The organism is Neobacillus pocheonensis, from assembly GCF_050477905.1.
In the GTDB taxonomy this organism is placed as follows: Bacteria; Bacillota; Bacilli; order Bacillales; family Cytobacillaceae; genus Neobacillus; species Neobacillus pocheonensis_A.
This window is the reverse complement of record NZ_JBCNAD010000008.1, coordinates 199,219-220,390: the sequence shown is the minus strand read 5'-3', so window position 1 is coordinate 220,390 and position 21,172 is coordinate 199,219. Positions and strand designations below refer to the sequence as shown.

Here is a 21,172-nt window from a genome sequence, read left to right as displayed (position 1 = left end):
ATCACCCCATTTCGAGTAAAGCCTTGGCAGTATATTGGTCGGTAATGAGGACATTTGCATGACGACCAAGAAGGGCACCAGAAATTCCGTCCACTTTCGAATTACCGCCCGCAATAAGAATGCCATATTCTTTTTCTGTTAAGTCGGAGAGTTCGATTCCAATGGTGCGATCATTTAGAGCTTCGTGACTTATTTTCCCTTCGATATCTATAAATCTCGAGCAGATATCCCCCACCGTTCGATTCTTCCGTAAAATATCAATGTCAGTGTCTAAAAAATAACCTGCGTGCATCAGTGTGGATTGCTCACCTGGCTCCCCTACCGTAAAAATGGCAATTTTGGCCTGTTTGCCTAATTCCAATATTTTTTTCACATGTCGGTCTGCCACTATGGCTTGCTTTACGACAATATGATCAACGACCGCCGGGACAGGTAGGAAATGCGGTGTGGTATGAAACGCATTCGCAAGACCATTTACGATTTCCGATGCATACGTATTTGATTCTGAGTAACTCACCCCGCCATTAAGCTGAACAATCGTAACATCTTTTACATTTTTAGGCTGAAGCTTTTTCACTAGTTGATAAAGAGTTGTCCCCCAAGTAATTCCGATGGTATCGCCACTTTGTACAATTTTATGCAAGTAATCGGCAGAAACTTCTCCTAGTTTCTCTTTTATTAGTTCATCCTCATACTTGGGAATCGAAGCGACAATGCAATGCTTTAATTGGAATTTATCCTTTACTTGCAAAGCAAGCTCCTGAACATCTTCAGCCGGATCACAGATTTTGATATGGACAACACCTTCTTGAACAGCTTGCAATAGAAGCCTTGAAACGGTGGGGCGGGAAATACCTAACCTTTTCGCTATTTCCTGTTGGCTGTAGTCTAATTGATAGTACATTTTAGCTACCTCAACAAGGCGCGAAATCTTTTCATCCGCCATAATCAACTCACCTTTTTAGGAAATTATGATTCTCGAAAATCATTTTTACAAAAAGAAAACGGTTACAAACTTTTGTAAAAAAAAATTTAAATTATGTAAAATTCGACTGAAATTATGTAAATCTTAGATGAACGTTTGTTAAGCTAATTATACCCCGCCATTTCTATCTGTCAATCACTCTATCGAAAAATTTCGACATTTTTCTGCTGATTTATCAGAATTTATGCAGTATTGTTAATTTTGTCGATTTTATGATGGTCATATGCATGAAAAAAAGAGCACTCGCCATTAACAAAATGTAATGACGAATGCTCCAAATTAATTATTAGATTAATTTATTGAGTGATTCTGTGAGAGTCTTGATTAAAAAGTTCAAATCCTTTTGTTCGATATTTAACGGCGGTGCCAAGGTTAACACATTATTGTAGCCAGCCACTGTTGCTCCATTTTTCCCGATAATGATGCCCTTTTCTTTACAAGTACCTATTACTTGATTGACAAGAGTGGAATCTAACGGTTCCTTCGTAGCTTTATCCTTCACCAGTTCAATCCCGATTAAGAGTCCCTTTCCACGGACATTGCCTACATATGGGTGGTCTTGAAGGATGGTTGATAAATCATTTAGCACATGTTCACCCAAATCTCTGGAACGGTCAAATAGATTTTCCCTTTCCATGATTTCGAGGTTTTTTAACGCTAGTGCACATGCAGCAGGATTTCCACCAAATGTATTAACGTGCCTGAAATAATCATATTCTTCAGACCCTTTAAAGGCTTCGTAAATGTCCTTGCGAACCGCTGTTGCGGATAATGGTAAATACGCACTAGTGATCCCCTTGGCCATGGTTATAATATCTGGCTTTACTCCGTAATTCATAAAACCAAATGGTTTCCCAGTACGGCCAAAACCACAAATGACTTCATCGACGATTAAGAGGGCACCATGTTTTTCACATACCTCTTTGGCAGCCTTCATATACCCATCGGGAGGGATTAGGACTCCTCCACCTGTTATGATAGGCTCCATAATCATGGCTGCGATTGTTTCACTGAGCTCCCATGTCATCGTGCGGTCGATTTCTTTTACGGAAGACAATTCCATAGGGTCATTCACATCGGTCTCATCACGATAGGAGTCCGGCGGGGACACATGGATAAATCCTGGAGCCAGTGGCTCATATTTATATTTTCGTTGCGCCTGGCCAGTAGCAGCTAGCGCTCCCATCGAATTACCATGATAGGCCCTGTAACGGGAAACAATTTTGAAACGGTTATTCTCCCCTTTTTGCTGATGGTATTGACGAACAATCTTAAAGGCTGTTTCATTCGCTTCTGAACCACTGTTGGAGAAAAAGATAACGTACTCATCACCGAGCATTTGATTTAACTTTTCAGCTAGTTTAATAGCAGGTACATGGCTTTGTGAAAGCGGAAAATAAGCCATTTCCTTTAATTGTTCATATGCGGCCTCCGCAAGCTCCGTTCTTCCATACCCAACATTTACACACCATAATCCAGCCATCGCATCCAAGTAACGTTTGCCATCGACATCCGTTACCCAAGATCCTTCAGCCCTTTCTGCTATAACCGTCGCATTAGGATTATAAGGCTTCATTGAATGCCATACATACTTATCATCTTGCTCAGATAACTTCTCTTGAGAACGACTAGTTTGTACCATATTAAAAATTCCCTCCATTTCCTGGTCGGTGCCTGACACCATTAATCACTTAAACATCATTCTTAAGCGTCAAAACGAGAGGTGATCATCTTTTTGCGGGTGTAGAAATTTACCCCATCTTTACCGTTGACGTGCATATCGCCGTAGAAGGAATCCTTCCAGCCGGAGAATGGGAAAAACGCCATTGTCGCTGGTACGCCAACGTTAATGCCGAGCATTCCAGCATCTGCTTCTTCACGGAACTGTCTAACAGCCTTTGCACTATTCGTATATATCGTTGCACCATTTCCGAATCTGGATCTACGAATATATTCCAAACCTTCATCTAAGTTGTTTGCACGAAGAAGACTTAATACTGGGGCGAAAATTTCCTCTTTCGCAATCGTCATTTCTGGTGTAACGTGATCGAAAATAGTTGGTCCTAAAAAATTCCCTTCCGGAAGTTCATCCATTTCTTTGCGACCGTCCCTGATTAATTCAGCACCTTCCTCTAGGCCTTTTTCAATATAGCCAAGGGCTTTATCACGATGTTCCTTACGGATGACTGGAGTTAACAGCACTTCATCGTCCATACCGTTTCCAATTATCAATTCATCTGCTTGTTTCGTTAATGCTTTTATAAAAGGTTCATTATCCCCAACCACCACGACAGCACTGCAGGCCATACAACGCTGGCCGGCACTTCCAAAAGTAGAACTAATAATATTTTGAACGGCCTTATCTAAATCGGCATCCGGCATGACTATATGATGATTCTTCGCCCCTGAGAGTGCTTGAACTCGTTTTCCTGTCGCAGCAGCTTGCTCATAGACATATTTGGCCACGGGCTGTGAACCGACAAAAGAAATAGCGGCAATATCCTTATGTTCGAGCAATCCATTCACGACATCGTGCGCACCATGGACGACGTTTAAAACACCTTGAGGTGCACCTGCTTCCGTGAATAACTCTGCTAATCGATTCGCTAATATTGGTGTCCGCTCAGATGGCTTTAACACAAACGTATTACCACAGGCAATTGCAAGTGGGAACATCCATAAAGGAACCATCATTGGGAAGTTAAATGGTGTGATTCCCCCCACAACACCAAGAGGATATCGGAACATTTCAGAATCAATATTTTCAGCAATACCTGACAGTGTTTCACCCATGATCAGCGTCGGAGCACCCGAAGCGAATTCCACGCACTCAATTCCACGCTGAACTTCCCCGTACGCTTCTTTGTAAGCCTTACCATTTTCTAATACGATCAATCTTGCTAACTCTTCATGGTTTTCCGTTAATAGGTAATGATATTTAAAAAGAATCCTAGCTCGCTTTGGTACAGGAACGTTCTTCCACTTTTTAAATGCTTCTTTTGCTGCCGAAACCGCTAAGTCTACATCCTCTTTTGTAGAAACAGGAACCTTTGTCAAGATTTCATTTGTCGCTGGATTCGGAACATCTAAGACCTGAGTACTATTGGAGCTCACCCATGCACCGTTAATATAATTTTTTAAAATGGCAGTGTCGTTTTTTGTTACGCTCATCATTTTGCCTCCCTTATATAAAAATAAATATTGATTTAACCTTATAAATTCATTATCTCGTAACCATGAATGGCTTTCATTAGACATTCTGTAAAATGTCTTCAAGAATTTCTTCGACAAATTGAACATTCATTTAACATTTCATTCAAAATAGGTAGTTTAGGATTAAAATTATCGGACTTGATTGACTATGCCTGGTTTAGTAGCGGATAAATAATCATGAACAAGCAGCATAAATTCAATTGCCACACGTTTTTCATGATCCATAAAATTCTCTCCGAGCAAGTTCTCCAATTTTTGCAGCCGATGGTACAGCGTTTGCCTAACGATAAATAGCTTATTTGAGGTTTCCTGCTTAGAACCGTTACATTCTAAATAGGCTTTTAATGTTTCTAGCAGTTTTCCATTATATTTTTGGTCATATTGTATAACGGGATATAAGTATTCTGATGCAAGCTCCTGTAAATCCGTATGTTTACTCATTTGTGAAATGAGGCGGTATAAATGTAAATCCTCATAAAAATGATAGATTTGTTTGTTCGTCATTTTTTGTTGAATGCGAATGGTCTCCTTGGCTGTTCGATAGCTTTTATGTACGTCACTTAATGATTCAGTAAACTTACCGGCGGCAATCATGAACTTGGCTGAACTTTGTTTTCTAATAAACTCTGAGTCTTGAAGTGAATCGACAGCTTTTTTTATTCGTTCCTTTAAATTTTTTTTCGCCCGACTACTTAAAAGAATAAACGTAATCTCGTTTCTTTTTTCAACGGAAAAAACAACAAAGCCATTCTGTTCAAAAACGGAACGAAACAGAAGTTTCAGATATGTCACATCATTCATCGATTTATCCTTGATTGGAAATAGCTTCGTAATCAGCACCGCTGCGTCGGTCGTTTTCGTTTTAATTCCATTTTCTATTAAATATTCTTGAATGTCCTCGGTCGAATGCTCGCCTTCGAGCCATCCGTGCAACCACTCAAACTCTTCCACCCGCTTTTTTTCTTCAACATATAAATCTCTTAATAAATGTTGGGCTAGCGCTGTAGCTGTCCGGTCCAATATTAATAGATCGTATTCGCTGATGGGAATATCCTTAGAGAAGATAATTATCTCTGCATATTCTTGACCGAACAAAAAGATGGGGGCAATAGCAATTTGTTGACTGGGATTTTTTTTGGCATCATTAATCTGCCCAAGAATAACAGCTTGGTCATTTCGATTGATTTCTGGAACAAATTCATATTCCTGATTTTTCAAGCGAAAAATGATTTGGACATCCAAAGCGGAGAAAAAAAATTGCAGGATATCCTCGTACGTTTCAATCGTAAGCAGTCTTTTATTCAGACTTTGTGAATAATCCTCTAGATCTGATATTTTCTGATATTGCTGGTTAATGATTTTGGAATGAATATCCTGTGTGATTTCAACAAAAGGCACTTCCTGCTCAAAAATAATGATAGGGAAATGATTTTCATTCGCAAAATCAATGACCTCATCAGGAACTTCTGACACATACGTCCCCATTTCAATACAAAGACCAGCCGCATTAATGTTATAAAACTGTTTCACCATGGAGATAAATAAATCCACATTATCTTTCCAGGCAACGCCTGTTGATAAAATAAGTTCATGACCGTTTAAAAGATTTCGAATACTCGTTACCTCTACAACATGAACCCATTTAACAATTCGCTGAACGCCTTCATGACCTGCAATAACACGTGCATGTTCAAAGTGTTTACGATTCAAAATATCTGCGACCTTCAGTTGAAAATGTTCTTTCATCGTTTAGCTCTCCTAAAAGAAAAAAATATTGGAAGAAAAAGGATTGTCTCGTCAACCAATCCTTTTCTTCTACATTAGGCCTTAAAGAATAATCGGAAAATAAATCTTGATCTCATTCAGCATTGATTCAAATTCTTCACGATCTAGAAAATCTTCAGATTTCCAATTATCCCTAATCCAAACCACTAATTCTTCAGGAGAATTGAAAAACTCACCGCTTGAATCTGATTTCCGAATCATATAACGCCCGTTATCTTCATCAATGGTAACTTCACATGGATAGGCATTGTCCTTTGATTTTAAATAAAATTCCATACTACCCACCCCCTTTAAAGCGTCTCTATTTCCTTTGATTTTGTTTGATTAATAGACTCGAAAAATATTTGCGGCCATTGGGCGTACCGATTAAGAGTGTTTCCGTTACATTTCCCTTCGGATGTAAAAAATCGACCGTTGCCCCGTTTAAATGTTCATTTACAGCATTAATTCGATAGCCCTTCTCGATTAAAAAATCAATTTTATCTCTTTCATTTAGAAATTGTTGATATTCTGACATCTAATCGGTCCCCTTTGAATTCAAACTATATTTTGTTAGATTGATAAGGTTTCGCTTTGATTTAAAGGTGTATTCAAGTTATATTTCGCCCGCTTCAAATATTGCCCTGAACCTGGTTTACCAACGAACTGCTTATCACGGATGACATATTCACCGCGCACTAAAACAGAAACTGGTTCTCCCATCACTTTCATCCCTTCAAACGCATTATAATCTACGGCCATATGATGAGTTTCTGCCGAAATCACACGTTCAATATTCGGATCAAAAATGACAAGGTCTGCGTCGGCGCCAATCGCAATCGTTCCCTTTTTCGGGAATAAGCCGAATAGCTTGGCAATTCTAGTTGAAGTAAGATCAACGAATTGGTTTAGACTGATTCGTCCTTTTTTCACACCTTCTGAGAATAAAATCGTTAACCGATCTTCAATAATCGGTCCGCCGTTCGGGATTTTTGTAAAATCATTACGACCTAAATCCTTTTGCCCTTTAAAATCAAATGAGCATTGATCAGAACCAAAGGTTTGCAGCGTTCCGTTTTTCAAGGCGTTCCAAAGAACTTCTTGATTCCATTTCTCCCTAAGTGGAGGAGACCATACGTATTTAGCTCCTTCAAAGTTCGGTTTTTCTAAATAGCTTTGATCAAGGACTAAATATTGCGGGCAAGTTTCACCCCATACATTAAATCCTTTACTGCGTGCTTCAGCAATTTGTTCAACTGCATCTGCACAGGATACATGGACTACATATAGTTGAGAATTTGCCAAACCAGTCAATCTCGCTGCGCGTCCTGTTGCTTCTCCCTCTAATTCTTGAGGTCTTGTTAAGGCGTGATAAATCGGTTCCGTTTTACCTTCTTCGAGAGCCTTTTTTGTTAAGTAATCGATGACATCACCATTTTCTGCATGAACCATAACTAATCCGCCGTGTTCTTTAGCAGTCACCAGTGTCCGGAATAAGGTTTCGTCATCTGCTTGCAATACATTTTTATAAGCCATGAAGACCTTAAAGGAAGTAATTCCTTCCTCATTAATCACTTGAGGAAGTTCGTTCAATACATTTTCATTGATTTCCCCTATCATTAAATGGAAACCATAGTCAATAACGGCTTTATCTTTTGACTTGCAATGCCAAGTTTGAATCGCATCTTTGAGGGGTTCACCTTTATTCGTTAAGCAAAAATCAATAATTGATGTCGTTCCTCCAAAGGCAGCTGCGATGGTTCCAGATTCAAAGTCATCCTTTGTAATCGTTCCTCCAAATGGCATATCTAGGTGAGTATGAGGGTCAATTCCTCCTGGAAAAACTAAACAGCCTTTTGCATCTACGATTTCAGCACCAATGGCTGAAAGGTTTGAGCCAATCTGCGTAATTTTTCCATCCTCGATTAATAGTTCCGCTTGATACGTATCTGTTGCAGTGACAATCGTTCCGTTCTTAATAATTTTCTTCATTTGAGTTTTCCTCCCTATTTATCTATTTAGTTACGTCAACTTTGCAATCTGCAGCCACTTTTAGTGCCGCTTGACGCTCATTCCAAGTCATTACTGGCAGTTCGTTTTGTACTTCTACCATGTCGATGGCACCGTCCACTGGACAAACGATTGAACATAAATTACAGCCTACACAATCTTCTTCCCGTACTTTAAGATAGCTTTTTCCATTAGCATCTGTCAGCATATCGATGCATTGGTGAGAAGTATCTTCACAAGCAATATGACACTTATTACAATTAATACACACATCTGTATTGATTTTGGCGACGATATTATAGTTGAGATCCAAGTTACCCCAATCCGAGTATTTTGGAACGGATTTCCCGATAATCTCAGAGACTGAAGCAATCCCCTTGCTGTCTAAGTAATTGCTAAGACCCTCAATCATATCCTCCACAATGCGGAATCCATGGTGCATGGCAGCGGTACATACTTGAACACCAGTTGCTCCCATCAGCAAAAATTCTACCGTATCCTGCCAATTTGATATGCCGCCAATTCCTGAAATTGGGACGTTAATATGAGGATTCCTTGCACATTCGGCCACCATGTTTAGTGCGATTGGCTTAACTGCTGGTCCGCAATAGCCCCCGTGCGCTCCTTTTCCTGCTACATGGGGAATGGTATTCCACGAATCAAGATCTACGCCCATCAAGCTATTAATTGTGTTAATCATACTGATGGCATCTGTGCCGCCTTGGACTGCAGCTTCAGCAGTTGCCGTAATATCGGTAATATTGGGTGTTAATTTTACGATGACTGGTGTTTTTGCTACTTCCTTCGCCCAGTAGGTCTGCCTTTCTACAAGGGCAGGTACTTGCCCGGAAGCGGAACCCATGCCCCGCTCTGCCATACCATGAGGACAGCCGAAGTTTAATTCAAGCCCATCAACACCAACATCCTCTACACGTTTTACGATTTCATGCCATTTTTCCTGCTTGGGCTCCACCATTAATGAGGCAATAATCGCATGGTTCGGAAAACGTTTTTTCGTTTCGTAGATTTCCTTTAGATTGACTTCTAACGGACGGTCGGTAATAAGTTCAATATTATTGAACCCTGCAACTCTTTGCCCATTAAAGCTTATTGCCGCAAATCTGGAAGAAACGTTTAAAATGGGATCTCCTAAGGTTTTCCATACTGCTCCGCCCCATCCAGCTTCAAAGGCTCGCTGAACCTGATAGCCTGAATTGGTAGGAGGTGCGGAAGCCAGCCAAAACGGATTAGGAGATTTAATCCCTGCAAGATTAATACGTAAATCAGCCATCACTATTCCCCCTTTAGATTAAGCTGTTCCAACAGCTGTAAATTGTCGATGAATCGCATAAGCCACGTCTTTTCCTTGCTGTGCTGCCGTAACGACCATGGCATCTCCTTGTCCTTTACCAAAAATAACGTCTCCGCAGGCAAACACTTTTGGGTTAGAAGTTTGCAATGTTTCTTGGTCGACCTTAACCACACCGCCTTCATGTTTTAGCCCAAAGGACTCGATCAGCTTCACATGTCTCGTTTGACCAATCGCTTTCACGACAACTTCTACCGGAATGACGTGCTCAGAGCCTTCCACTGCAACAGGTCGACGGCGCCCATCCTTTTCCGGTTCGCCCAGCGCCATTTTAATACACTCAATACCAGTTACCTTACCTGCATCACCGATAATTCGTTTTGGTGCTGTTAACCAGCGGAATTCCACACCATCCTGTTTAGCAAATTCATATTCAAAATCATAAGCGGTCATTTCTTCTTCCGTTCTACGGTAGAGGATTTTTACATTTTCAGCACCTAAGCGCACTGAACATGTCGCACCATCAATCGCTGTATTTCCCGCACCAACAACAACCACACGCTTGCCGACAAAGTCATTCGATAACTGACCGCTTTTGGTGGCCTTTACAAATTCAATTGCATCATACACGCCGTCTAACTCTTCACCTTCAATGCCAAGATTAGGTACATTCGCCATTCCTACGGCTAAAACAACTTTATCGAAATTTTCCAACAACTCTTGGACGGATACATCCCTTCCTACCACTGAGTTGGTTTTAATGGTGACATTTAATTGTTTTACTTGCTCTACTTCCCAGTATGAAATTCGCTGCGGGAGACGGAATGAAACAATTCCAAAGGTATTTAAGCCGCCTGCCTGTTCGGCTGCTTCAAAAATAGTCACTTCGTAGCCTAATCTAGCAAGTTCTCTAGCTGCGGATAATCCAGCAGGGCCGCCGCCGATCACTGCGACTTTGACACCATTGGATTCCCCTGGCTGGAATAAAGCTTGCTCATTTTGTATTGCCCAATCTGTAGCATACCGCTGCAAATTGCCTATCATAATTGGTTGGGTTGAATGATTTAAAACACAAGCTCCTTCACAAAGCTCTTCGGTGGGGCAAACCCTTGCACAGCTTGCTCCGACTGGGTTTGAGGACATAATCGTTTTAGCAGACCCCAGTAAATTTCCTGAGGCAATTTTCTTTATAAAGGTTGGTATATCAATACTAGTTGGACAGGCTTTTATACATGGGGCATCATAACAATAGAGGCATCGATTTGATTCTTCCAGTGCTTCACGATTTGTCAATCCTCGTTCGACCTCTTGGAAGTTCTTTTCAAGATTGTTTAAGGAAATGCGCTGCATTTTTTCAATGGCCAAAGAGAAACCCTCCCTTTTCATTTAAAGGTTAAATTTTTATCAAACTCAAAAATGAAAGCGCTTTATAAAGTGTTCAATACTAAAAATCCATCCTCCTTTTTCTTGCTTATGTATTTCGCAGAAAATTCTGCATCTTATTTTATTTTACAGACTGTAAAAGGCCATTTCACCTTACAACCTGTAAAATGATGCAAGCATTTGATTAACCATTATGTAAAAAGATATTCGAAAGTGAACTTGTTCATTTTTCTGAATTCTTTTTCAATTTATCATAATCATACCAAAAAAAATGTAAAAAAATAGCGAAGTGTCAAATTTTCTTACATACTTTTTTGATCCGAGGAAGTCTTTATTAACCACTGATTTACGATAATCCAGAATGATACCAAACATGGCAAATAAAAAAAATGTTCGACATCACCAAAGAAATTGACAGTTTTTGTCCATAGAAAAAAGTGCACCTCAATCTTAGGTACACTTTTCAAGAATTAAACCTTATAGAATTGAGAAAGTTCGATGATCATAGCACCCATTCTCTCATTTTCGGGAACAAGTAATCTATCGACTCCCTCTTCTTTCAACGCTTCTGCCGTAACTTTTCCGACAGCAACCGCTAATATTCTACTCATAAAACTAGCAACAATCGCGCTGTGGACACCATTTATCCGAGCGAATTCAAAAAGCGACCGAACTTGAGTAGCTGTGGTAAAACATACCGCATCACACTCGTGGTTCTGCAGTTCTTTACACAAGCGTTCTACGGTATCTTTTTCTGGGGCAATGTGCTGATAGGGAAGAATCTTTTGCACCACCGCTCCCTTGTCTTCAAAAAATTGGGTTAGTACTGGTGCTGTTTCACCGTGAAGCTGAATCAATACTCGTTTTCCTGTGAAACCAAAGTTTTCGAGCGCAAGTGCAAGGCCTTTTGTTGTCCCATCCTCAGCTGCTGCAACAGGCGTAATCCCTATTTTCTTAAGTGCAGCACGAGTTTTATAGCCTCTTGATGCAACGCTTGCCTTTTTGATTTGCTTTAAAAATGGGTCCTCCAAACCTAGTTTTGCCGATAAGTGGACTAAGGTTTCGATTCCAATTCCAGTTGTGAAGATCACCCAATCCGCACCGGTTTGAACAAATTCCCGTAAATCATCCTCTATTTCCTTCTCTGCTAAAAAAACCGTTCCTTGTAGGGAACGAACAAGTGGAACTCCACCCTGTTTTTCAATTAACGTGCTAATTTCTTCAATTTTCCGTGATCCGCAAATGACCACTCTTTTTCCTGATAATCCTAGAACCTTCTGCATTGAAAATATCCTTTCTTATAGCATATCTGCCATTCGTTCAATTTCATTGGATTGAAATATATTTACACCAGTTTTATTAGAACTTGCAACAGCAGCCATAGCAGCAGCTACTTTTTTTGCCGGAATAGCTCTATAGGTACGGAGAGGCCCGACCAAGATAGAATTTAATATCCCACTGGCCTTTTCCGCCATTCTTTCACCTAAGCGAAACTCCTCTCTATCTCCTAATAATAAAGATGGCCTAAAAATGTTTAGGGAAGGTATATGTAACGTTTTTAGGGAATCCTCCACTTCACCTTTCACTCGATTGTAAAAAATGTTCGATTTGGGGTTAGCTCCCATTGCTGTGACGATGAGAAATTTTTCTACACCACCATGTACTGCCAATTTAGCAGCCTTAATAGGGTATTCATAGTCTACTTTTCTAAAAGCTTCTTTGCTTTTTGCCTTCTTGATGGTTGTACCTAAGGTACAAAACACATCTGTGACTCTGAATAATTCAGAATATTCTTCAAGTTGTTCAAAGTCAACAAAATGCGGTTCAACCCTTGAATCAAGGATTTCAATCGGCCTTCTTATAAGCAAATGTATTTTTTTATAGTTGTTTTGTTCAATAAGTGTTTTTTGTAATTCGCTTCCAATAAGTCCACTCGCCCCTAAGATGAGTGCCGTTTTTTCATTAGTGTGCATGAATATTCTCCAATTTCCCCTCATTTTTAATAATAAATCCCATAAATTAGAACAAGTGAATATAATAACATAGTAGGATTTTTATGAAAACCATGTACATTGTTTATTATTCCTTGGACATACTGAAAGATGTAAATTTATGACAAGGAGGAATTAATGATGAGTGAACACCAATTTAGTCATTTCATAAATGAACTTTCGATTCAAACAAAGATGGAAAATGTTTGGAGCTATACCTGCGGATCATGGGAAAATTGTAATGAAGCCACGATTCAATACTTTTTAGCTCAATGTTTGGACTATAATATCGACCCTCAGTTCTGTATGAGTTGGGTTGAGCAGCATAAAGCGGAAATTCCAAATTGGGCAGATGTATCCCAAACCTCACTTGGCTGGGTCAACCAACATACCTCCACCGGTTCAGCGATTTCGATTACCGATGAGGGACTAAGTTAGTTCTTATTAAAATATCATATAAGTCATGAGGACAGTTTTGGCCTAATGGTCCTGATTTTTGTCCTCATGAACCCTCTATGAGGACAGTTTTTATAGTCCACCCTGATTTGATTTTTGTCCTCATGGACCCTCTATGAGGACAGTTTTTATAGTCTAGCCCTGATTTTTGTCCTCATGAATCCCACTCTATTACCATTTTCAATTTTTTCATTTATGAATAATATTAACAAGCCTTTCCAACCCATCTAGTAATCTAGGAGAAGGTCTACAATACAGTTCCTCCTCTAAAATGAGAATGTGATCATCACCCGGATAATTTAGCTTTTCATAGCCTGGACGTTTTTTAACAACGCTCTTTTGAACTTTGGCTTTTCTAACCCCAACCCATGCCAAACAAATAAAATCTGGTTTCCGCTCTACGACATCCTCCCAATCTGTTTGAACACTTGCCAGTTCTATATCTTGAAAGATATTAATGGCTCCTGCAGCCTCTGAAATCTCTGTGAGCCAGTTAATTTTTCCCGGTGTAAAAATAGGCTTTGGCCACCATTCCCAATATAAAGATGGCCTACGATAAACGTTGGCACCTTGTAATTGAACCTTTTCAAGTCTCAACCGAAATTGCCGTGCAGACTCCACCCCCCGTTCTTTTTCCCCTATTACCTCGGAAACGAAGATTAAGTCCTCTTCGATATCCTTTAACGATTGCGGATTCAAAACAATATGAGGAATCCCACGTTTCTGTAGGGCTTCCACGTTTTTTTCCATTCCTGGTACACTTAGGGAAGCAAGGACCATGTCCGGCTGTAATTGCTCAACAAGATCTATATTAATGGATAAATCCGGCCCCAATTTTGGAAGGGTGGCAATAGAATCAGGCCAATCCGAAAAATCATCCACTCCTACCAATAAATCTGATAACCCTAGGTATTCCATTATCTCTGTATTGCTAGGGCACAAAGAAATTACTCGCAAATAACACTCCCCCACTCATCGAATTTAGTATAGGAACCTGGATTAGGACAGTTAACATTCCTATTTCTAAAACTAACCAGCAAAATTAGCTGGTTAGTTTTTTTATTTACGCTTCTGCCTGCTCAACTAACTTTGATAGAAAGTTGTAAATTAATTGAAAGGCCTCCCCGATTGTAAGGTCTTCGTGGAAATCTTCTACATAATTTAATGTAAAATTTAAATTCCAAAGTCCATCATCATGACTAAACATTAAATCAAATTTTGCTTCATCACCCATTAAGTTGGTATTTAAAAAGTTCTTTATGTATTTTTCATACTTCTTTTGAAGCTTTAAGCCCAACATGACATCATAGGTACCGAATACATCGTCGACTTCTAAAGAAACAGCTTCAACCCTTATTTGTTCAAATGAACTTAATTCCATATAAATAAACTCGTTTTTATGTTTTTTTAGATATTCGATTGGCTGGTTTAAAAAAGAAGAAGATTCCTCTGCAATCATCGTTTCTGTTTCTTTACTGCTTCGTTCAATGTAAGCATGGGAAAATAGCGTTTTTGCATCCTTTTCTTTTAACACAATGAATCCTCCTTAAATTAAGAAATATTTGATATTAATATTGATGGATTGTCCCGAAAATAGCAAATATTCTACTGAAAAAGAATAGAGGCAACCGAACGGAACGGTCACCCCTACCTGAAAGATTATCAACTTGTTTTAGTGATTCATATCCATGGCCTTATGATCATTAACATCGACTGCTTCTAGCATTAGATTATGGTTTAATCGGTCTTTTTGCCCTTCCTTTAATACGGCTGCCTGCTCTTTTGAAATGGTACCAGAAGTAGCAGCAGCATCAATATTTTTGGTATCAACATCGGTTAATTTTTTTAAAAACTTAGCTTTCATATATCCTTTTTCTTTTGCAATTTGCTCTAAAGTCTTCCCCTTTGTCATATCCTCCATAATCGTAATTGGTAACACATTGAGAACGGCCGCAGCCTCATTGACGACATTTATTTGATTCAGGCGACTCCTGCGAACGTTGGGGTCGGCATTTTGTTTCGGTTTCACAGTATATTTTGCCATCCTCGCTTCAGCTGATAGTTTACTATTGGTCTCTTGCTTTTTGGCAAACACCGAATGATTTTGCCAAACAATTAGAGCTGAACCGAGAATTAAAACTACAGCAATTATTGAAGTCAGTTTGAGAAATTTTTTTCTCATCCAAATCCTCCTTCTTTCATCAGTGAAAATCAGGTATAGAAGGCCGCATTATTTTTAAAAAATGGCTGCGGCACTCCTATTACATTTAATTGTTTATTCGATTTACGGGGTCCTTATATTTACAGAACTTGACCATGGAGACGAACCGCTCTGATTCACTGCTTGGACCCTAAAGTAGAATGTCCTGTTTCTAGTAAATCCTGTTTTAATAAAGGCATTATTTGAAACAGTGCTGGTTATTACGTTTTGGGTGAATCCAGCGTCTGTTGCATATTGGACCATGTAACTTGTAATCGTTCCTGAAGGTTTATTCCAAGTTAATGTGATTGTATCGGTGGTCGAACCCCTTATTGCACTGACATTTAAATTTGTTGGTGCTGTTGGGATTTTTGGAACCGTTATTTGGATTGTGCCGGAATAATTTGACGAGACAGTTCCATTCATTGCCTTCACACGATAGGAATAACTATTTCCAGGCAGTACGGTAGTATCTGTATAGGACACATTACCAGTACTAGTCCGAGCCCCCGGCTGGGCTATAACCGAATAGCCACCACCATTCGTAGAGCGTTCAACCACAAATCCCGTTTCATTTGAAGCATTATCTCTCCACGTTAAATTTACTTTTGGCCCTGCTTGCAAGGTCGCATTTAAATTATTCGGCGCTGCTGGGGTCGGCGCTGGCTGAGCATTTACGATTGTAATACTAGATACATTCGAATAAATAGAATTCAGAGTTCCATTCACAGCATTGACACGGTAAGTGTATGTTCCAGGCACCACATTCGTATCTGTATAGGATATTGTACCTGTATTGGTTAAAGCATTAGGAGCGGCAATTGCTGTAAAGTTTACACCATCCGTAGATCGTTCTACGGTAAACCCTGTTTCATTTGTGGCATTATCTGTCCAAGTGAGGACACTCGCCATGCCGGACTGTGTCGTTTTTAAGTTTGTTGGTGCGAGCGGCACCCCGGCTGTATCCACTGTATTCGAGGTTGTATCACCTGCAGCATTATAAGCATCTATCCGGTAGCGATAACTAGTATTTAAATCGGCTGTGTTGTCTGTATATGCCGTTGCGTTAGCCAATGCCTCGCCAATTTGTGTAAAGGTTCCGGCAGTACCATTTATCATTGGCGCCCGCATGATTTTGTAGCCAACCTCATTTGATGGGTTTCCTAATGTAGCTTGATTATCTTTATTGGTTGGATCAGTCCAAGACAAGCTTGCAGCCCCTCCACCCGTTCTTTGGACGGATAAAACTGAGGCGTTAGGCTTAACTCGTGCAAAATTGAAGATCATAGCACGCATCATATCATTTTCTTCATGCCCTAATAGATGACAGTGCCACACATATTCCCAGCCGAAATTAGTCAATTGATTGGTGACTGTTATCGGATTACCCGTTTTCGGATCTATTCCCATAAACTGTGTCGTTGTTCCGAGCGGCATGGTTGGATCAAGTGGACGTATACTATCTGGCAGACCAAATGGAAGTTTTGGTGCCACAGGTCTTAAAGCGACAATACAGTCTTCTAACGGATTCATCCGGACCGTATCCTTCCAGCCTTTTTCGTTAGCGTCTGGGAAACGGATGGAGCCGTCCCAGCCAACCCTGTTAATCAACTGCACGTCAAATAAATGGAAGTGCATGGCATGCGTATCAACACCATTATGGGTAATCTTCCAAATTTGCGTTCCATCTCCCGCTTTTGGCGTCAACGGTGTCATCGAGTCGTTCATGATTTCTGTTGCCGGATCGACATATCCCAGCATAATCGTTGTTTGATTCTGGAAGTTTGTATTCGGTATCTCTACCCCAAGAGTGGCATTCATCCGCCCATAAGTTTGTTCAAACTCTTCGGCAATAGCCTTTGGTGTTAAATCTAATGTAAGTGGTGTCGTGTCCCCATTTGGAGTAAAGGTGGTGGAAGTATCCTGAATATTTACCCATTTACCATCTGGTACTAATTGTGGGTTTTGTCCAGCAGCAAACGCTTTTGGAAGTTCAGTTGTTAAATTATCGAGTGTTTTTTGAGTAGTATCAGTTGTGTTTGGTACATCGGCAACCTTAATTTGCATAATGGTACGTGTATTTGGACCATAGCCAGGCTGAGTCGTTGGTGCACCACCAGTGTTTTCACCAGTAACAGATTGATCTGGGTCACCTGTATAGTAATCGTAACGAGGGTCAAAGGCTGGTACAGGTGCTGGTGAATCATTATAGAGGATAAGGGTTTGGCCCGCATACTTGCTAAAATCGACGACAACATCTGCCCTTTCGGCAGGTGCTAAAAACAACGTTTTACTGGAAACGTTTAGAACTGTAATGCTTCTTCGGCCATATTCATAATCAATTGGCTGATTGGCAAGGTTGGCAACCTGTGGCAAGAAACCACTTTCATTGCCGATTTGGAACATATTTGGACCTGCAACCGCAGGATCTGGAACTCCCCCATCCCTGCCATCATGCGGCCAGGTTGCAGGGTAATTTGCGTTCCTGACAGCATCGACGATTGGTACCTCACCGGCATTCGCATCATTTAGTGTACCGTCTGCGTTCCACATTTGCGCATTAGACTTCGCTTTGTAAAGTTGTAAATTCCAAAATCTATCATTTGACGCGTTTAAGATCCGGAATCGATATGCTTTTGGATCAACGGTTAGGGTTGGATAGGCGGTACCATTGATGACAGGTGTATCACCGAAAGACTCTGGAACTGTCGAGACATTAGGTGTACCAGGCATCTTCGGCGGTTGTCCTTCCTGCCCGTATAATGGATTATCCACAGGTCCATTCTTTAAGCCTGTGTTAGGCGGCCAGAACCATGGCCCATAATCCCAGCGGCCCATTGGGTTCGCACCTTCAAGTGTATATGGATTTTGATTCGGCATATAAACATGAGGCATCCACAAATTTCCCTGTCCACCCCATTTAGCCGTATTCCAGGTAGGATCAGTAGCCATTAACTGATTTTCCGTCGGCACAAACGTTTTATCTTGGATAATTAGAGGTAATTCATCTTTTGGAATAATTCCCCGATCGATTAAATTCTGCTCCACATCATCACGCAAAATATATCCTGCTGCCTCTCCCGCGTAAACATTCAAACGTGTAATACCATAGGAATGGTCGTGATAGAACATAAGTCTGGCGCTTTGTTCATTTGAATAAAAGAACGTCATCGAACCATCTCCAGGATCTGGCATATCGGGAACATTTTTTACACTAACCCCTTTTGGATATGGAGTGTTTTCCCCGGCAGGAGTGATCCATTGATGCGGTGTTCCATCACTAATCCATGGAGTAATTCCGCCATGTAAGTGAAGCGTAGCTCGGTTTTGGGTATACATATTCTTACCATCGGGACCCATGCCGGCACCCATTAGCGAAGTATCAACAGGCAGGAACAAATCTCCATCAGTGCCAGTAGGCAATGCGTTAGTAAATTTCACCCTGACAGGTCGATCCTTATGAGCAATAATCATTGGTCCTAAATAGTGCGGTTTGCTGACGGTCGGATCTGTCGTGTTCGTTTGCTTATACCCCCGCAGTTTTGTTGGCGCTAGATCACTATGTAACTGCTCGGTGTACTCCACAAGTGAGATTTCGTAGTAATCTGAGCCTGGGTACGTTGTCGTATCAGGAACTGCGATAGGCATGTACTGACCAAGATTATTCTTGTTTGCAGCTCCTAATCCTGGCAATGAATCAACGAATTTCCTGATACCAGTTTTAGGAATGATTTTTCCATTTACATCAAACTCTGGCAGCTGACTGTTGGCATAGTTAGGAGTACCGAAATAGTCCGGCGTCCCTCCAGGGTCCATTGCAGCCCTTGCATTATTCAGTTGAGTAGTTCCTGCAAATGGGATTGCAGTCGCGAGCATTAAACCTGTTACCATTACCATTTGAAATTTGCGACCGGCTTTTTTCAGTTTTTTGAACTTAAGCATAAGGCATCAGCATCTCTCCCTGATTTTTTTATAATGAGCCTTAAAACTTAATGTGCAGGCCTGCGAAGTAGAAAAAGAGGTTCATTACAAGGAATATTATACCATAATATTTCTTTATAAAGAACAAAAATGTTCATTTTTTATTATTTTTATATAAAAAATTTTTTGCATTATTATCGAATAATCTACAAATATCAATGATTTTTTTGAAAATCGCTTGTAAAAACCTGTTTTGATATAATTTTAACTATTACTATAGTGGTTATATTGTTTTGTTTTTAGAATGCAAAAAAAGAGGTGACCATGATAGTCACCTCTCACATTAATTTTCTGCTAATTTACCTGATACCTTATTATTAATAGCCTGTGTGTCAGCTGGGTCTTCCGCTTGTTTTGCACGTTTAATGAAGAAAGCAAGCAACAAAGCTAGCGCTGCAATAAATACTGACACATAGAAAGCATCGTTGATACCTTCTAGCATCGCCTTCATAGCAATTTGCTGTTTCATTTCCGCAATTACCTGTGGTGTTGGCGTCTTCGTCAAATGTTTCATCGCTGCTGCACCAATCTCAGTCGCATGTGTTTTTGCACGAGTTGACATGACCGTTACCAACAATGCTGTTCCGATTGCTCCAGACACTTGCTGCATTGTACTATTCATAGCTGTTCCATGTGGATAGAAACGAGCTGGCAATTGGTTTAACCCATTAGTTGTAACTGGCATATTTACCATTGACATTCCAAACATCCTAAGTGTATATAAAAAAATCAGGTAAGGATAAGTCGTATCAAGTGTTAATTTACTCATCATATAACTTGTAACCACTGTAATCGTTAAACCAATAATGGCTAAGGCCTTACCACCGAACTTATCAAATAATTTTCCTGTAATCGGCATCATGATGGCCATGACAATCGCCCCTGGCAGCAGCAGCAGTCCAGCATCTAACGGGGAGATACCACGGATGGTTTGAACATAGATTGGCAGAAGAAGCATCCCGGAGAACATCGCCATTGTTACGACCATAGAAATCGCCGATGATAGGGCAAATGCAGGATATCTGTAAATCTTGAAATTAAGCATTGGACGTTCTTGTTTTAATTGACGCAAGATAAATAGGACAAGTGAAATAACTCCAATGGCAATGGTGCCATATACTTCCGGACTATCCCAGCCTTCTTTACCGGCAGAGCTAAATCCATAAAGGATTCCACCGAAACCTAAACTCGACAATACAACAGAAAGGAAATCAAGACGCATATCAATTTTGTCTTTTTTATCTTTTAACTTGAAGAAGCCAATCAAAATGACGATAATGGCAATTGGTGTGATGAAATGGAAAAGCATTCTCCAGTCATAGTGTTCGATGATCCAGCCTGATAGCGTTGGGCCAATGGCCGGGGCAAACATTAATACTAATCCGAAAACCCCCATCGCGGCACCACGTTTTTCAATAGGAAAACTTGTTAACATAACATTCATTAATAACGGCATCATAATCGCAGAACCTGATGCTTGAATCATCCGACCCGCTAATAATAGTGGAAAGACATGGGCAAAACCAGCCAAAATTGTTCCAATTGTAAATAAGCCCATAGCTGTTAAAAATAAATTACGGACAGAATACTTCTGAATTAAGAATGCGGTTGTTGGTATCAGTATACCGTTTACTAACATAAATCCTGTCGTCAGCCACTGAACGGTAGATGGTTCAACATCTAGATCCTTCATAATTGACGGCAGTGCGATATTTAATAATGTATTATTTAAGAAAGCTATAAATGCTCCAATCATCAGGACGGCAATAATTCCGTACGGCGGACGATTAGTTTGCTTTTTGGTATTTTCCATTTTCTTTCCCCCTGTATACTCCTGGTTCATTTTTTTATACCCCTGTTTTACACTTACATAATAATAT

The 21,172-nt window shown here is 40.2% G+C and carries 17 protein-coding genes; 1 reads left to right on the top strand and 16 read right to left on the bottom strand.

Annotation, left to right across the window (positions count from 1 at the left end):
- Position 1 precedes the first annotated feature (1 nt).
- From ABES02_RS05555 to ABES02_RS05505, 11 genes are all read right to left on the bottom strand, one after another.
- Entirely contained in the window at positions 2 to 946 is a 945-nt protein-coding gene (locus ABES02_RS05555; protein WP_430131896.1) for a sugar-binding transcriptional regulator, read from the bottom strand.
- A 325-nt stretch (positions 947 to 1,271) separates the two neighbouring features.
- Complete coding sequence (locus ABES02_RS05550; RefSeq protein WP_430131893.1) at positions 1,272 to 2,627, bottom strand: aspartate aminotransferase family protein; 1,356 nt, start codon at positions 2,625 to 2,627, stop codon at positions 1,272 to 1,274.
- A gap of 62 nt (positions 2,628 to 2,689) precedes the next feature.
- Positions 2,690 to 4,156, bottom strand: a complete 1,467-nt coding sequence (locus ABES02_RS05545; protein WP_430131892.1) for a CoA-acylating methylmalonate-semialdehyde dehydrogenase — start codon at positions 4,154 to 4,156, stop codon at positions 2,690 to 2,692.
- 171 nt (positions 4,157 to 4,327) lie between these two features.
- Entirely contained in the window at positions 4,328 to 5,944 is a 1,617-nt protein-coding gene (locus tag ABES02_RS05540; RefSeq protein WP_430131889.1) for a PucR family transcriptional regulator, read from the bottom strand.
- A gap of 81 nt (positions 5,945 to 6,025) precedes the next feature.
- On the bottom strand, positions 6,026 to 6,259 hold the full coding sequence (locus ABES02_RS05535) for a hypothetical protein (RefSeq protein ID WP_430131886.1): 234 nt from the start codon (positions 6,257 to 6,259) through the stop codon (positions 6,026 to 6,028).
- A gap of 25 nt (positions 6,260 to 6,284) precedes the next feature.
- Positions 6,285 to 6,500: a hypothetical protein gene (locus tag ABES02_RS05530; protein ID WP_430131883.1), complete on the bottom strand. Its 216-nt coding sequence runs from the start codon at positions 6,498 to 6,500 to the stop codon at positions 6,285 to 6,287.
- A 35-nt stretch (positions 6,501 to 6,535) separates the two neighbouring features.
- Positions 6,536 to 7,954, bottom strand: a complete 1,419-nt coding sequence (gene hydA / locus ABES02_RS05525) for a dihydropyrimidinase (protein ID WP_430131879.1) — start codon at positions 7,952 to 7,954, stop codon at positions 6,536 to 6,538.
- Between the two features lie 22 nt (positions 7,955 to 7,976).
- On the bottom strand, positions 7,977 to 9,263 hold the full coding sequence (preA, locus tag ABES02_RS05520; RefSeq protein WP_430131876.1) for an NAD-dependent dihydropyrimidine dehydrogenase subunit PreA: 1,287 nt from the start codon (positions 9,261 to 9,263) through the stop codon (positions 7,977 to 7,979).
- Positions 9,264 to 9,281: 18 nt separating this feature from the next.
- On the bottom strand, positions 9,282 to 10,631 hold the full coding sequence (locus ABES02_RS05515) for an NAD(P)-dependent oxidoreductase (RefSeq protein ID WP_430132369.1): 1,350 nt from the start codon (positions 10,629 to 10,631) through the stop codon (positions 9,282 to 9,284).
- Between the two features lie 503 nt (positions 10,632 to 11,134).
- Positions 11,135 to 11,947, bottom strand: a complete 813-nt coding sequence (locus tag ABES02_RS05510) for a uroporphyrinogen-III synthase (RefSeq protein ID WP_430131873.1) — start codon at positions 11,945 to 11,947, stop codon at positions 11,135 to 11,137.
- 15 nt (positions 11,948 to 11,962) lie between these two features.
- Positions 11,963 to 12,637, bottom strand: coding sequence for an oxidoreductase (locus tag ABES02_RS05505; protein WP_430131870.1), 675 nt, complete (start codon positions 12,635 to 12,637; stop codon positions 11,963 to 11,965).
- Between the two features lie 159 nt (positions 12,638 to 12,796).
- Here ABES02_RS05505 and ABES02_RS05500 point away from each other — a divergent pair, with 159 nt between their 5' ends.
- Positions 12,797 to 13,093: a hypothetical protein gene (locus tag ABES02_RS05500; protein ID WP_430131868.1), complete on the top strand. Its 297-nt coding sequence runs from the start codon at positions 12,797 to 12,799 to the stop codon at positions 13,091 to 13,093.
- A gap of 207 nt (positions 13,094 to 13,300) precedes the next feature.
- Here ABES02_RS05500 and ABES02_RS05495 read toward each other — a convergent pair whose 3' ends face one another.
- The 5 genes from ABES02_RS05495 to ABES02_RS05475 form a co-directional block, all read right to left on the bottom strand.
- A complete protein-coding gene (locus tag ABES02_RS05495) occupies positions 13,301 to 14,068 on the bottom strand; it encodes a cobalamin-binding protein (RefSeq protein ID WP_430131866.1) in 768 nt (255 codons plus the stop codon).
- Between the two features lie 106 nt (positions 14,069 to 14,174).
- The gene (locus tag ABES02_RS05490) at positions 14,175 to 14,645 is read right to left on the bottom strand and encodes a branched-chain amino acid aminotransferase (RefSeq protein ID WP_430131863.1); all 471 of its coding nucleotides are present in this window, start codon (positions 14,643 to 14,645) and stop codon (positions 14,175 to 14,177) included.
- A gap of 138 nt (positions 14,646 to 14,783) precedes the next feature.
- Positions 14,784 to 15,293 carry a hypothetical protein gene (locus ABES02_RS05485; RefSeq protein ID WP_430131860.1) on the bottom strand — a complete coding sequence of 170 codons (510 nt, stop codon included), beginning with the start codon at positions 15,291 to 15,293 and terminating at the stop codon, positions 14,784 to 14,786.
- Positions 15,294 to 15,395: 102 nt separating this feature from the next.
- Complete coding sequence (locus ABES02_RS05480; RefSeq protein WP_430131857.1) at positions 15,396 to 19,253, bottom strand: fibronectin type III domain-containing protein; 3,858 nt, start codon at positions 19,251 to 19,253, stop codon at positions 15,396 to 15,398.
- A gap of 322 nt (positions 19,254 to 19,575) precedes the next feature.
- Positions 19,576 to 21,105, bottom strand: a complete 1,530-nt coding sequence (locus tag ABES02_RS05475; protein WP_430131854.1) for a DHA2 family efflux MFS transporter permease subunit — start codon at positions 21,103 to 21,105, stop codon at positions 19,576 to 19,578.
- Positions 21,106 to 21,172 lie beyond the last annotated feature (67 nt).

Coding starts and splice junctions, on each gene's coding strand:
- ABES02_RS05555 (WP_430131896.1), bottom strand. CDS start 946: ATGGCGGATGAAAAGATTTCGCGCCTTGTTGAGGTAGCTAAAATGTAC.
- ABES02_RS05550 (WP_430131893.1), bottom strand. CDS start 2,627: ATGGTACAAACTAGTCGTTCTCAAGAGAAGTTATCTGAGCAAGATGAT.
- ABES02_RS05545 (WP_430131892.1), bottom strand. CDS start 4,156: ATGAGCGTAACAAAAAACGACACTGCCATTTTAAAAAATTATATTAAC.
- ABES02_RS05540 (WP_430131889.1), bottom strand. CDS start 5,944: ATGAAAGAACATTTTCAACTGAAGGTCGCAGATATTTTGAATCGTAAA.
- ABES02_RS05535 (WP_430131886.1), bottom strand. CDS start 6,259: ATGGAATTTTATTTAAAATCAAAGGACAATGCCTATCCATGTGAAGTT.
- ABES02_RS05530 (WP_430131883.1), bottom strand. CDS start 6,500: ATGTCAGAATATCAACAATTTCTAAATGAAAGAGATAAAATTGATTTT.
- hydA (WP_430131879.1), bottom strand. CDS start 7,954: ATGAAGAAAATTATTAAGAACGGAACGATTGTCACTGCAACAGATACG.
- preA (WP_430131876.1), bottom strand. CDS start 9,263: ATGGCTGATTTACGTATTAATCTTGCAGGGATTAAATCTCCTAATCCG.
- ABES02_RS05515 (WP_430132369.1), bottom strand. CDS start 10,631: ATGCAGCGCATTTCCTTAAACAATCTTGAAAAGAACTTCCAAGAGGTC.
- ABES02_RS05510 (WP_430131873.1), bottom strand. CDS start 11,947: ATGCAGAAGGTTCTAGGATTATCAGGAAAAAGAGTGGTCATTTGCGGA.
- ABES02_RS05505 (WP_430131870.1), bottom strand. CDS start 12,637: ATGCACACTAATGAAAAAACGGCACTCATCTTAGGGGCGAGTGGACTT.
- ABES02_RS05500 (WP_430131868.1), top strand. CDS start 12,797: ATGAGTGAACACCAATTTAGTCATTTCATAAATGAACTTTCGATTCAA.
- ABES02_RS05485 (WP_430131860.1), bottom strand. CDS start 15,293: ATGAGAAAAAAATTTCTCAAACTGACTTCAATAATTGCTGTAGTTTTA.
- ABES02_RS05480 (WP_430131857.1), bottom strand. CDS start 19,253: ATGCTTAAGTTCAAAAAACTGAAAAAAGCCGGTCGCAAATTTCAAATG.
- ABES02_RS05475 (WP_430131854.1), bottom strand. CDS start 21,105: ATGGAAAATACCAAAAAGCAAACTAATCGTCCGCCGTACGGAATTATT.